This is a genomic window from Ureibacillus xyleni (assembly GCF_900217795.1).
In the GTDB taxonomy this organism is placed as follows: domain Bacteria; phylum Bacillota; class Bacilli; order Bacillales_A; family Planococcaceae; genus Ureibacillus; species Ureibacillus xyleni.
The window spans coordinates 1-12,918 of sequence record NZ_OBMQ01000011.1 but is presented as its reverse complement, the minus strand read 5'-3'; the positions used below and the strand labels follow the sequence as shown (position 1 = coordinate 12,918).

The 12,918-nt window shown below is 34.7% G+C and carries 12 protein-coding genes; all 12 read left to right on the top strand.

What is annotated here, in order from left to right; genetic code table 11:
* Positions 1-126: 126 nt before the first annotated feature.
* The 12 genes from CRO00_RS14525 (at position 127) to CRO00_RS14470 (ending at position 12,843) form a co-directional block, all read left to right on the top strand.
* Positions 127-405, top strand: a complete 279-nt coding sequence (locus tag CRO00_RS14525) for an ArsR/SmtB family transcription factor (protein WP_097074388.1) — start codon at positions 127-129, stop codon at positions 403-405.
* Between the two features lie 37 nt (positions 406-442).
* Positions 443-826, top strand: a complete 384-nt coding sequence (locus CRO00_RS14520) for a VOC family protein (protein WP_097074387.1) — start codon at positions 443-445, stop codon at positions 824-826.
* 147 nt (positions 827-973) lie between these two features.
* On the top strand, positions 974-1,288 hold the full coding sequence (locus tag CRO00_RS14515) for a YrdB family protein (RefSeq protein ID WP_097074386.1): 315 nt from the start codon (positions 974-976) through the stop codon (positions 1,286-1,288).
* A gap of 131 nt (positions 1,289-1,419) precedes the next feature.
* Complete coding sequence (locus tag CRO00_RS14510; RefSeq protein ID WP_097074385.1) at positions 1,420-3,444, top strand: hypothetical protein; 2,025 nt, start codon at positions 1,420-1,422, stop codon at positions 3,442-3,444.
* A gap of 22 nt (positions 3,445-3,466) precedes the next feature.
* On the top strand, positions 3,467-3,889 hold the full coding sequence (locus CRO00_RS14505) for a hypothetical protein (protein ID WP_097074384.1): 423 nt from the start codon (positions 3,467-3,469) through the stop codon (positions 3,887-3,889).
* 37 nt (positions 3,890-3,926) lie between these two features.
* Complete coding sequence (locus CRO00_RS14500) at positions 3,927-4,400, top strand: GNAT family N-acetyltransferase (protein ID WP_097074383.1); 474 nt, start codon at positions 3,927-3,929, stop codon at positions 4,398-4,400.
* A 309-nt stretch (positions 4,401-4,709) separates the two neighbouring features.
* Positions 4,710-5,339, top strand: coding sequence for a TetR/AcrR family transcriptional regulator (locus tag CRO00_RS14495; RefSeq protein ID WP_097074382.1), 630 nt, complete (start codon positions 4,710-4,712; stop codon positions 5,337-5,339).
* The gene (locus CRO00_RS14490; protein WP_097074381.1) at positions 5,323-5,925 is read left to right on the top strand and encodes a TetR/AcrR family transcriptional regulator; all 603 of its coding nucleotides are present in this window, start codon (positions 5,323-5,325) and stop codon (positions 5,923-5,925) included. The genes CRO00_RS14495 and CRO00_RS14490 overlap by 17 nt, the downstream gene beginning before the upstream one ends.
* Before the next feature lie 258 nt (positions 5,926-6,183).
* The gene (locus CRO00_RS14485) at positions 6,184-10,206 is read left to right on the top strand and encodes a cadherin-like beta sandwich domain-containing protein (protein ID WP_097074380.1); all 4,023 of its coding nucleotides are present in this window, start codon (positions 6,184-6,186) and stop codon (positions 10,204-10,206) included.
* Positions 10,207-10,777: 571 nt separating this feature from the next.
* Positions 10,778-11,323: a sigma-70 family RNA polymerase sigma factor gene (locus CRO00_RS14480; RefSeq protein ID WP_161946703.1), complete on the top strand. Its 546-nt coding sequence runs from the start codon at positions 10,778-10,780 to the stop codon at positions 11,321-11,323.
* Positions 11,324-11,325: 2 nt separating this feature from the next.
* A complete protein-coding gene (locus CRO00_RS14475; protein WP_097074378.1) occupies positions 11,326-12,339 on the top strand; it encodes a DUF5643 domain-containing protein in 1,014 nt (337 codons plus the stop codon).
* Between the two features lie 288 nt (positions 12,340-12,627).
* Positions 12,628-12,843 (top strand): helix-turn-helix transcriptional regulator, encoded by a 216-nt coding sequence (locus CRO00_RS14470; protein ID WP_237658435.1) that lies wholly within the window; start codon positions 12,628-12,630, stop codon positions 12,841-12,843.
* Positions 12,844-12,918 lie beyond the last annotated feature (75 nt).

Genomic DNA, 12,918 nt, shown 5'->3' with positions numbered 1-12,918 from the left:
TGGAGGTATATTTATCGAGGTTATGAAAGACGCTGGGATCGAGTTTTCCATGTGAAATGATGTACAAGATGCAGCCCTTCTTATTTTCACTTGACGAGCAACCAAATAGTTGCATATAATCAATCTATGAATTGGGACAAAGACGCGATATTTAAAGCACTTGCCGACTCAAATCGGAGGCTAATTTTAGATGAACTATCTGAAAGTAATGAAATGACACTGTATGAACTAACAGCTCGTCTTATTATGAAGCACAATCTTGCCATTTCGCGACAGGGCATTGCCAAACATCTCTCACTATTAGAAGATGCAGGGCTCGTCCTATCAAAAAGAGAGGGGAAATATCGAGTTCTACTATTCAACAAGGAGCCACTTGAAAATTTGTTGGAGAATTGGTTAGAGTAAAAAAATTTGTGCATCTAGCAAAGGAGACAAAAACCATATGAAAATTATTGTGACTAGTATTTTCGTAAATGATCAAGAGAAGGCCGTAAAATTTTATTGTGACACGTTAGGATTTGTAAAGAAGCACGATGTTCCAGCCGGTGAATATCGATGGATTGCCCTTGTTTCTCCAGACAACGAACACGGTACAGAACTAATACTTGAACCGAATAACCATCCAGCTGCAAAGGATTACCAACAACGACTATTTACTGAGGGCATCCCTGTAACAATGTTTGGGGTGGATGATATTGAATCAGAGTATCAACGTTTACTGGATAAAGGCGTGAAGTTTACGATGAAGCCAACAAAAATGGGCGATGTGACCATTGCTGTTTTTGACGACACTTGTGGCAATCATCTTCAAATAATCCAACAATAATCTTTAAATATCGAATATCAAAACGCACTGTATTTCTCTATTGAAATCACGGTGCGTTTTTATATGGAAATTTATGTTAAAGTAAATTATAGGATAGTAGGTCTGTAACTTACTTGTACAAATATAGAGAAGTTGAGGAGGTTGGAAATGATTTTTTTTATTATGGCAAGTAGATTTATTTGCGAAATCGTAGCTCTAATTATTTTCGGAAGGTGGGGGTTTTTGCAAGGTAAAATTGTTGGAGCGATTGGCGTTCCCTTAGTGGTCGCAGTTATTTGGACTCTGTTTGGTTCCCCCAAAGCACCTTATAAACTTCAAGGTTTTTATGGTACTGTTTTTGAGTTTTTCCTTTTTGGAGTAGTAAGTTATATTCTCTATCGTCTGGGATACACACCCTTCGCATTAATATATTTCGTAATTGCTTTTGGAATATCAATATTTATTCAAGTTATGGATATATAGTCGATAATGTGGGCCGACACATATTGAACTTACAAACAGGTAAGCTCGTAAAATATGGGACTTAGAGATTCTATGACAAAAGTAATAGAAAGCTTTATAATAATATCAATATTGTGTTGGAGGGTATTTATATGCGATTTGAACTGTGGCTTGATGAAAGCGGGGATTTTGAGAAAAATGACCAAAATTTAAGACTCAATCCATCGTTAGTTGGTGGGGTACTCGTAAGGAATAGTTCAATAGATGAGTGTGAGGCTGAAAACATCTTAGGCAAAACCTTTGTTCATTTTACCGATGAGTCGGGGGATTTTAACATTAGCAAATTGAAGGCGTTGAAAGAACGAGATGCAGAATTTGTTATTTTTCAAAATGCCGAACGTGTCATGATCATTGATAGCAATACGACTTATTTAAACGTCCTGTCAGAAGGCATTATTCAGCTGTTGTTGCAATTATCTGCGGCGTATGGTGATTTTGAACTGGATATTTTAGTGGCAACAAGAAAAAATGTGGTGGAAGGGCGCGGGATTATTCGTCCAGAAGAATATGAAAAACGATTAAGAGAGCGCATTATTGTTGGATTAGCAAGAAAAGCATTAACAAAAGAGAATGATTGGAAATACAAAATTCATTTTGACGATGCACGAACAAATAAGAAATTAATGCTGGCAGATGGGGTTTGTAACACGTATTTAACGAGAACTTCTACAAAGTTTACGGCAGAACAAAAAGAACTAATTGAGGATTATTACAGTTCTGAACTCGTATTTTCTTTCTTTGAAGATAATGTGGAAAAAGAAATTTTAAGATGGATTACAGAAGGGAACTTAAGTGATGCCATTTTCCAAATTTATGCGGAAGATGGACTTGATGAAAAAGATTACTTACTAGAACTCGCCTTAAACCGACTACAAAAATTAGATGACCATAGTAAAAAAATTCAATTATCTCAGTTGTCGTCCAAAATTTATACGCTAATAAAAATCGATCGAAAGTATACGTTTGTTAAGCCGATTTTGGTGGATATACAAGAAAACTTGCTTCCACAATTAGAGGAGAAGGCAATACATTCATTGGAATTCCAACTGGATATCATTTTATTTCTATACACAGTTTATACGCATCTAGGAAGTACAAAAGCAGAGGCACAAGATCAGTTGTTTCTATCGTACCTGCCTCAAGTAGAAGATATTATGACAAAATTTAAATATTATAATCTACATAAAATCCGAAAAGGCGTTCATGAGAAAAATATGTTGAAAATTGGTTCTGCCATTGATGATTTATCAAAAGCAATCAAAGTTTTTGAAGAATTGATTTTGATGACGGAACTATTAGAAGATGAGTCGCTTTCTGGAAATAAAGCAAAATACGAGGAATTAGGAAAAGCATATGGTACAAGAGGTCAAGCGTATGCCGCGTTAATTCATGAAAATCAAGACTATCTAAGACTAGCAATAAACGATTTTGACCATGCAATCGAGCATTTCACCGTGTTAAATGATAAAGAACGACAACATTTGTATAAAGCGCTTGCCTATTGTGAAGGGAATAAGTTTCCGGAAGCATTGCAACAACTATTCCAATCGTGTCAGGTTCCGTTTAATTCGAACAACTTTATCGAGTTACTAGACCATCTGAAATCTCACAAACTGAAAGACGTCATCTATAAATTTGCTTGTTATTTCAAAATTATGTCCTATGCAAAAGTAAATGGGCAAGATACGATTGCTGACTCGATGTTTCAAGCACTAAATCAAGTTAATCTCACAGTAGAATTTATTCGAAAAAACTATTCTGGTAGTCATCCAACTCAATTCATTTTATGGTACATGGCCTCTTTTTCAATTGCACGTGATAAAAGAAAACTAGCCCTTCAATACATCGATGAAGCAATTGGAATTTGTGATGCTATGCCGATGACAGCTGTTACGTTCAAAATTTTACAATTAGGGATGCTTGCTGAAAAGAGTTCACTTTTTGAGGATGCACAACAAATCAAGAAAGAGTTATTCCAACTGTACCAGGACTTGAAAAATGAAGTGACCGTTTCTGCAAATCTAGAGTATATTAGCTTTTTGGAAGGATTGAATGAGGTAACCATTGCGGAACAGGAATTGAAAAAGTTGGTTTTGGTGAGTAAGGGGCTTAATTAAATTGTTATTGTGAGGATATAAAATGAACCGTACACAATTTTTGTTAAAGTTAAAAGGAATTTTAGAAAGCGAACAAGGTTGTACTACGAAAACGACGCCGAAAAAAGGGGAAGGGTTTGTTCCGTATAATCGTTTTAATATTAAGTGGGGACAAGTAGATGCAGATGACAGTAAAAATCACATCAGATTAGTTTTCGACTTAAAACCAGGATCATTATATGAGGAAATGTTCTCCCAAAAAACAGGGCTTATCATCACGCCACCTGGGAAAATATCAACAGGCTATCGATTTACAAAAGTAAAGGAACAAGGTGGACACGATCAACTTATTATTTTTTTAGAAGATTCGTTTATTAGTAGTCAACCGGAGCAATTGGCTGAAATACTGACTTTTGTCAAGGAGTTCGTTGGGCAATCAAGTTTTAAAAGTCAAGCGAGTAGATAAATCGTTTTTGCTTTTGGATAATTTAGGGGGAAGAGAAATGAATAAAATTACGTTACAAGAGATTGATAGCAAAAACTTCTTTCAATGTATCATGTTAAAATCCAAAAACTATAAAGGGTACCATCTTTTCGAGGAACATGTTGCGTCAAATGCTTTTTCCATTGCACAATCAAAAGTTGAACCTGATTGGATAACGAAAGCCATTTACAATACGGAGAATCAAATGGTAGGTTTTGCGATGTATGGTCTTTCTCCACTGTTAAATGTTTATTTCATCACAAGGCTAATGATTGATTATAAGTTTCAGGGTAATGGTTATGGAAAGCAAGCCATGTTGGAAATTATCGAGGAGATGAAGCGATTATATTCTTGTGAAGAGATCTACACAAGCTTTGTACCAACGAATGAAAGAGCTAAAAAATTATATATGGGTCTAGGTTTCCAAGATACGGGTCGAGAAGTAGAGTTCGGTGGCGAAACCGAACCACTGTATTGTTTGAAGTTTCGTTAGGGGTGAAGCCTAAGAATTCATGGTGCACTGTTAGAACTTTAAGCGCTAAAAAAGGTGAAGAAAGATTACAAAGTTTAATTTCAATATTTGAAACGGGCATCCATACATAGATTTGTATGGGTGCTTTGATTATTTTTAGCCTCTTCCAAATATTCCATCCTTCTAATAACTTGTGAAGAAAGTGTGTGCTGAGGAGCTTATCAAAACAGCTCTTGTTCAATCTAGGAGAACGGACCTTCCATGGAGATGTCGTGAAATTCTATTAATATGGTATAATCGTTTCATGTTATGGTGTTTGGAGATGTTTTTATGGCAGAAAGAGGTAGACCAAAAGGGGCAAATGGCGAAGAAAGTCGGGCATTATTGCTAAAAGTTGCTGCGAACGAGTTTGCACAAAATGGATATCACAATACAAAAGTAAGTTCAATTGTAAAAGGGGCTAATTTGAGTCAACCTGCTTTTTATTTATATTTTAAAAATAAAGAAGCGATTTTTGAAGAATTAGAAGATTTATTTCATTTGAGAATGATAGAGTTTACAAAAAAAAGTCGTTTAGAGCCTAATCTTCAGTTATCAACGCTTAAAGAGAGAATCGTCTACGGCTTACAAAATTTACTAGAATATTTAGCGAAAAACCCGGACTTAACTCGAATTGGCTTTTATATTTCAACCCGAGCAGGTGAATTAAAAAAACAACTGGTGAATGAAATTAAAGAAAACCTTGATTTTGAAGTAAGTTTAGGCTATTTTCGCAAAGATGTAGACACACAAATGGTAGCGGAGAGCTTAATTGGAATGATCGAACGATTAACATTTTCCCAACTGCTTTCAAAACAAAAAGAACCTGCCCAAATCGCAAACAACATTGTGAACTTATTATTGTATGGCATATTGGAGACACAACTTTTTTTAGGTGATAAAAATGAACAAACGTGGTAGAAGAAAAGGATCGTCCGGAGAAGTTAGTAAAGCTTTATTATTAAATATTGCAGCAGAAGAATTTGCGATAAACGGGTATCACAAAACAAAAATAAGTACGATTGTGAAGAGGGTTGGGGTTACACAGAAAGCCTTCTATCTTTATTTTGATAGTAAAGAAGCCATTTTCCAGCAATTAATTATGAACTTTCAAGAGAGGTTATCAACAATTGTTAGAGAGAGCCGCTTGGAAGCGAACATGGATAAAAATGAGCTTTCTGACCGGATCGTACATCAATTAGGTAAGATGCTGCAATTATTTGCGGAAAATCCTCATTTAACCCAAATCGGATTATACCTTTCACAAGAATCGATGGAAATTAAGAAACAACTATTAGATCGAATAAGGGAGAATTTAATTTCTGAGGCAAGGGCTGGGTATTTTCGAACTGAAGCTGACATGGATTTTGTTGCGGAAAGTTTACTAGGGATGATTGAACGTCTTACGCAAACTCAGTTATTTAATGGATTGAAAGAACCTCAACAACTAGCAGAAGAAATTGCGATGGTAATTTTAAAAGGCATTGTAAGTAGGGAAAATGAATAAACTTAGTAAGACACTATTAGTCAAGAAGAAGGCTAATAGTTTTTTTGTAAAACAAGTTGGAATATGCTGCTACTTATTGATTTTTTATCTATTCATCATGTAATATATTACTAATAAGTGACATGTTCGTGTGGGAGAATTTCAATCGTTGGGGTTTTACTGCTCCTCGGTTTTATTTAAATCAAGGATGGCGATATGGTAGTTTGAATAGTGAATTCAATAATATTTTATAAGTGTTAATGTGAGGTTGGTGGTAGATTGAGGAAAAGTATAAAGTTAAAAAAAATTAGTGTTCTTATTATTACCTGTATTTTTCTAAATTTATCTTATGTAAAAGCGAACACTATACAGGATAATCAAGCTCCAACAGACATCTTTCTTTCTAATAATAGTATCCGAGAAAATGAATCTATCGGAGCGACAGTAGGAACATTAACAACTACTGATCCTGATGCTGGTGATACGTTTACTTATTCGATTGTTGGTGGCGATTTTTCGAGTTTTGCTATTAGTGGTAATACGCTAAGAACGAATGATAGTTTTAATTATGAAAAGAAAAATAGTTATTCGATAATAGTTCGAGCAACAGATTCCAGAGGGCTTTTCACAGATAAAGTATTTACAATCTTTATCCAAGACCAAATTGGAAATGAAGCACCGTCGATTACTTCAGGTATATATCATTTTCAATCAATTCCATTATATTCAGTAATTGCTACCGTGCCTGTTTCAGCAATAGCGACATTAGCTGATGATGATATTGGAGCACTTTCGGGAATTGCAGTTACAAACGTATCTCCAGAAGGCATTTGGCAATATCAATTACCTGGTGGAGATTGGATAGAATTTGGCGAAATTTCCCCTAACAATGCACTATTGTTACCTAGCAATGCTTATGTGAGTTATTTTTCTACTAATAGTGGAACATTTGATTTTACATTTAGAGGATGGGATCAAACAACCGGCACTGCAGGTGGGAAAGCTGATACAACAATAAATGGTGGAACGACTGCCTTTTCTAGCAATACTCAAACAGCTAAAATTGAGATATTTTCCATTAGCACTGTTTCTATCAAATCTCAACCTACTAAACTGACTTATTTAGAAGGGGAAAACTTAGATTTAAGTGGGTTAGTCTTAACTGGCAAAAACAGTGATAATTCTTACCTAGAAGTTATATCTGAACATTTTAGTAAGAATAGAATAATCGTATCTCCAGCTAATGGTTCAATGTTAAATCTTTCAAATCATAATCAACAAATATCAATAATGATAGATGGAAAAGAGGTCAAAACAGAACCTCTGACAGTGATTCGAGTTATAAAACCAATTACAGCTGCAACAATTACAGGTTTGGTTGCACCTAGAACCGGGGAAACACCATTAGGGAAAGAAGCCCTATCTACTTACGAATCAAATTTCATTATTGATGATATTAGATGGTTAAATCTTGATGAATCTCCAGCGACTTTAACAGATACCGGAAAGTTTAAAGCTGGAACAAGGTATTCCGCAAAAATTAGATTGCAGGCAAAAGAAGGTTACAAGTTTATTGTAAACACGACAACAACAGTAAATGGAGAAACGATATCTTCTGCTACGGTTGATGGTGGTGATGTCGAACAGAATACCCTTGATGTAATGGTGACATTCAATCAAACTGCTGATTTAGCTGTAAATACTGCAACGATTACATCTCAACCAAGTAATTTAGTATATCAAGAGGGCGAGTCCCTAAATTTAAACGGTTTAGTCGTAACACTACTGTACAATGATGGAACTTCAAAAGATGTCGCAGTTAATGATTTTACAACTAACGGAATGACAGTGTCGCCTGCAGAAGGTACGACATTAAATGTAGCAAACCATCATAACAAGCCCATTACAATTACTATAAATAATCAAAATATAAACACAAATCATTTAACAATCAATGCACTAACTTATGCAGAAACACCAGTTATCAAAGTACAACCAGAAAATAAAGTGGTAAACGTGGGGGAAATTGCACAAATTTTCGTAGAAGGTGCATCAAGTAAAGGGGTTATCAGCTATCAATGGTATCGTAACACCACAAATAGCAATGATGGAGGAACGCTAATCCCTAATGCAACAACTGCATCCTATACACCGCCAACAAATACATCTGGTACAACTTATTATTATGCAGTGATTACAAATACAGATAATGATGCAACAGGGAATAAAACAGCAACAGCTACAAGTCAGGTGGCTGTTGTAACAGTAAAATACAATGCAGAGACTCCGGTTATTACAACCCAGCCAACCGATCAAACAGTGAGTGTTGGAGAAGGCATTGTTCCTTTAAAGGTAGTCGCAACAACGAATCACGGCACTTTAAGTTATCAATGGTATAAAAATACAATGAACAACACAAATGGAATACCTATACCCGGTGCAACAGGTACAACATACACACCCCCAACGGATACAGCTGGAACAACTTACTATTATGTAGTGGTTACGAATACAGATAATAGTGCAACAGGTCAGCAAACAGCAACAATCACTAGTAATGTTGTGGCAGTGAATGTAAAAAACACAAATGCTAACTTGAGTGCCTTAACTTTATCTACCGGCACATTAAACCCAGTATTTGATAAAAATACGGCTGCTTACACAGTAAATGTACCAAATTCAGTAAGTAGTATCACTGTAACACCTACTGTAGAAGACACAGGAAAAGCAACAGTTACTGTCAATGGTCAGCCATCTTCCGCAACCGTGTCATTAAACGTAGGTTCAAACACAATTACAGTAGTCGTAACAGCAGAAAATGGAACGACGAAGACTTATACAATTACAGTTCAACGTGCTCAAAGTTCAAGCGGCGGGGGTGGAGGTTCAACACCAACACCGCAACCCGGACCAGAAATCATCACAGTTCCAGTTGAAACAGGCAATCCACAACAAGGTTCAACTGTATCTACTGCGATTATCAAACGTACAACCGATGCAAATGGAAACAAAAAAGATGAAGTGGAATTAACGCCTCAAAACGCAGCTGAAACGGTTCAGAAATTAAAAGAAACAGGGGCTGATACGGCACGAATTGTCATTCCTGATACAAAAGATGAAGTATCAGAAATCAATTTCTCAGTGAAAAAAGACTCTATCAAAGCTTTACAAGATGGCGATATTAATCTAGAAATTTACACAGATAACGCAAGAATCGCCATACCAAAAGATTCGATGGGTGAACTGAAAGATGATCTTTACTTCCGAATAGTTCCTATTAAGGAAGAACAAAGGAAAAATGAAGTAAAAGAACGTGCAAAACAAGAGGAAGTTGTTCAGAAAGTAGCTGGAAGCATAAACATCAATATAGTTGGTCGTCCAATGACGATTGAAACAAATATGCCAAATACACCGGTCGATTTAATTCTTCCTTTAAAAGACGTAACAATTCCTGAAAACGCAAGTGAACGCGCTGAATTCTTTAATAAACTTGGTGTATTCATCGAGCATAGTGATGGAGAGAAAGTATTTATTAAAGGTGAAGTGGTTCCATATAAAAATGGAGAACTAGGATTGAAGTTTACAATAAACAAATTCAGTACCTTCACGATTATAAATATGGAAAATGGCTGGAAGACACCGAACTATAATGACCAGTTTACTGGACGTACATCGGAAATCGAACAACCAGTGATGGCAGACAAAGTATGGAATATTACATTCAATCAGACTATAAAAAATAATACAGTTAACGAAGATACGGTTTATATGTATGACGAAGATGGTGAAAAGGTCGAAATTGATGTTCAACTTACGAATAACCGAACAATCACAGTGAGTCCGAAATCATACTATAAACCTGATACGAAGTATTATTTATATTTGAGTAAGGATATTGAATCTTCTAATGGTGTACCACTAAAGGAATCTGAACGTTATGTATTTAAAACAACACCGTATTCACTTGATAAAGGAAAATGGCAAGAAAAAGCTGATGTTTCTCCTAATAAAGAGTGGACGATTACATTTAACGCAAATGTTAAAGAGTCGCTATTAATAGATAATTATATCTTCGTGACAGATCAACACGGGCGAAAAGTTCAAGTGAATACTGAGTTGGTTAATCCAAAAACGGTTAAAATCAAGCCTGTTAAACCGTATGATTATGGACAAACCTATTATTTATTCATGAAAGATTTGAAGTCGGATAGTGATATAACGATGAAAGAACAAACATGGATGAAATATACAATTGAATCGGGTAATGTACGAAATAATACACAGTATATTATAAACCCGTGAAATGTACCTATTTTAAATCAAAAAATGGGGAAAGCATTTTATTTTTGAAGTAACATATACTTCTTTTATAAGTATCAATTTTTGACTTAGAGGAGCCATCTTTTGATGGTTCTTTTTTTATATACGCCCCTTCTGAATAGCATATTATGGTAACGTCCCTTTAAACGCTTTTGTTCTATATTTAAGCACCTGTAATCTGTCCGATTTATAAACATAATTAAACCTATTGCAATGACTAACGAACGTTAATATCGTTAAATTGTGTGGAAATATATTAATAGACTTTATCCCTAAAGGGAAGTAACAGCAAGTATGGATGGAAGTATAATTTTTACCCAGATAAACGGTATCTAGATGGGTCAATATCTAATTTAAACATGGTGTCAAATCGGAAGTTACATTGAACTTTATTCCTAAGAAAGGGACTTTTGATAACTGACTTAAAACATAATAGTATAGTAAATAACCCCACATTTTTGTAAATGTGGGATTTATTTTTTAAAATATGACAGAAAATGAAAATTACATACGAAATAACTTATGAAAAGAAAATAATGATAAGGAGAACATGATGCAAATAAATGAACAAAATTATATTCAAGAAATAAAGAAACGTAACGAAGCAGCTCTTGTATTTATCATTGACAAATATGCAGGTCTTTTGAAAAGTGTTATTTTAAAGCACTTAGCACCTTATCAATTAGAAGTAGATGAATGTCTTGATGATACACTACTTGCGATTTGGCTCAATATCGATGCATTTGACGAACGGAAAGGATCTTTTAAAAATTGGATTGCTATTATTGCAAAATATAAAGCATTGGACAAGAGAAGAAGCTTAAACCGATATAATGAAATCCATGTTTCTACTATTGACTTAATTGAACCAAATCAGGAGATTGAAACACAAACAGTTGTTGATGATATCGATGAATTATTATCACATTTATCACCTGATGATCAACACTTGTTTAAAAAGTATTATGTTGAAAAGGAAAAAACAAATGACCTAGCTACAGAACTTAATCTTTCTCCTTCTGCGATACATAGTCGATTATCTAGGGGAAGAAATAAATTGAGAGCTCTAAAAACAAAATGGATTACAAGGGGGCAATAGCAATGAAATCTGTTTATGATATATTCAACAATACAAATATTGATACGTCCGAATATGATCAAATGGAGTTATCTGAATTTGAAAAAAGACAAATCAAACATAGGGTGCTAGAAAAAATAGGCGTTAAAAAAAAGACGCATAATAATAAATTAGTAAGTTGTATTGCAATTGTAGTAATGGGTGGAACGATCCTGTTTAGTAGCCCTTCTGCTATTGCAAAAATACCGATTGTAGGTGCATTTTTAGAGCAATATATGCTTTCTGATGAAGAAACTAATAAAGATTTAGCTGTATTAAAACCATATAAAACAATGGTTGGCCAATCTATCACAAATGAATACGGTACAATGGTGTTAAACGAGGTGCTACTTGATGAAGGAAGACTTGTGATTAGTGCAACGATAAATGGAAATGCGGCAAATGATATATCACCATTCCCTTCAATTCAAATTGATGGAAAGGAAATTACAGAAGGGGGTGGTGCAATAAAAGATATAATAGACGAGGATTCGAGTATTCTAATTACTTCAATGGTTGTAAATGACATCTCTTTAATCGATGAACATCATATTAAACTGTCATATAAAACGGTAAATAACAAAATAATTGAATCTCCTTGGGAATTTGAATTTAAAGCATCGGGTGAAGTACTTGCAAATGAAACGACAGAGATAGAGATAAATCAATCTATTAAGCTTGAGAATGGTCAACAAGTTCAAGTTGAGAAAGTAGTAGAGTCACCTGTGTCTATTACCGTTTATTATGAAATGGTTGGTGCGTTAGAGACTTGGGAATATGATGTACAATTTAAGGCGTTTGATGAAAATGGCGAAGAATTAGTAATGGAGAGCGCTAAAACAATGGCGAAGGATTCCCATATGCGTTATAAAACAAACTTAAAAGAAATTAGTAAGATTACACTAGTACCGTTTTACACTTCTGGTTATGAAGGAACTAAAAAAGAGGATATATACAAAGAACATCCAGAAAAATCATTTGAAGTTAAGTTGAAATAGAAAAAAATTGCCTTGGAGAAGAGAGGATAAAAATAAAGTGTTATAGCTTTATATTCCACAAAATTATCCCAGGGACTACTCGTTTTAATCGAATAAAAATATCTCGATGAAGAATCAAAAAAATTGGATGAAGATTTAAATGGCGTTGGTAGAGAAAATCGAAATTCTCTCCAACGCATTTTGTTTTTATTTTGAATATGGATTACTCGTTTTAATCAAGCCATTCCAACTCGTTTTGGATTCCATATATTTACTTGATATACTGAGATTAGGTGATGGGAATTGAGAGTGAACAGATTATTTCAAATCGTCATAACTTTACTAAATAAAGAGACGGTCACAGCAAAAGAACTAGCAGAAAAGCTTGAGGTGTCAACAAGAACAATTTACCGAGATATAGATGAATTGTCTGCTTCAGGAATACCAATCTATACGGTAAAAGGAAACGGCGGGGGAATAGCGCTATTAGATCAATACATAATGAACTCAAACTTCGCAGACTGAAATCGACAAATAAGCCTTGATATAGTTAGGCAGACCGTTAATCCACTGCTGTAGTTGACTTTTGATTAATTTTTG

Coding starts and splice junctions, on each gene's coding strand:
- CRO00_RS14525 (WP_097074388.1), top strand. CDS start 127: ATGAATTGGGACAAAGACGCGATATTTAAAGCACTTGCCGACTCAAAT.
- CRO00_RS14520 (WP_097074387.1), top strand. CDS start 443: ATGAAAATTATTGTGACTAGTATTTTCGTAAATGATCAAGAGAAGGCC.
- CRO00_RS14515 (WP_097074386.1), top strand. CDS start 974: ATGATTTTTTTTATTATGGCAAGTAGATTTATTTGCGAAATCGTAGCT.
- CRO00_RS14510 (WP_097074385.1), top strand. CDS start 1,420: ATGCGATTTGAACTGTGGCTTGATGAAAGCGGGGATTTTGAGAAAAAT.
- CRO00_RS14505 (WP_097074384.1), top strand. CDS start 3,467: ATGAACCGTACACAATTTTTGTTAAAGTTAAAAGGAATTTTAGAAAGC.
- CRO00_RS14500 (WP_097074383.1), top strand. CDS start 3,927: ATGAATAAAATTACGTTACAAGAGATTGATAGCAAAAACTTCTTTCAA.
- CRO00_RS14495 (WP_097074382.1), top strand. CDS start 4,710: ATGGCAGAAAGAGGTAGACCAAAAGGGGCAAATGGCGAAGAAAGTCGG.
- CRO00_RS14490 (WP_097074381.1), top strand. CDS start 5,323: ATGAACAAACGTGGTAGAAGAAAAGGATCGTCCGGAGAAGTTAGTAAA.
- CRO00_RS14480 (WP_161946703.1), top strand. CDS start 10,778: ATGCAAATAAATGAACAAAATTATATTCAAGAAATAAAGAAACGTAAC.
- CRO00_RS14475 (WP_097074378.1), top strand. CDS start 11,326: ATGAAATCTGTTTATGATATATTCAACAATACAAATATTGATACGTCC.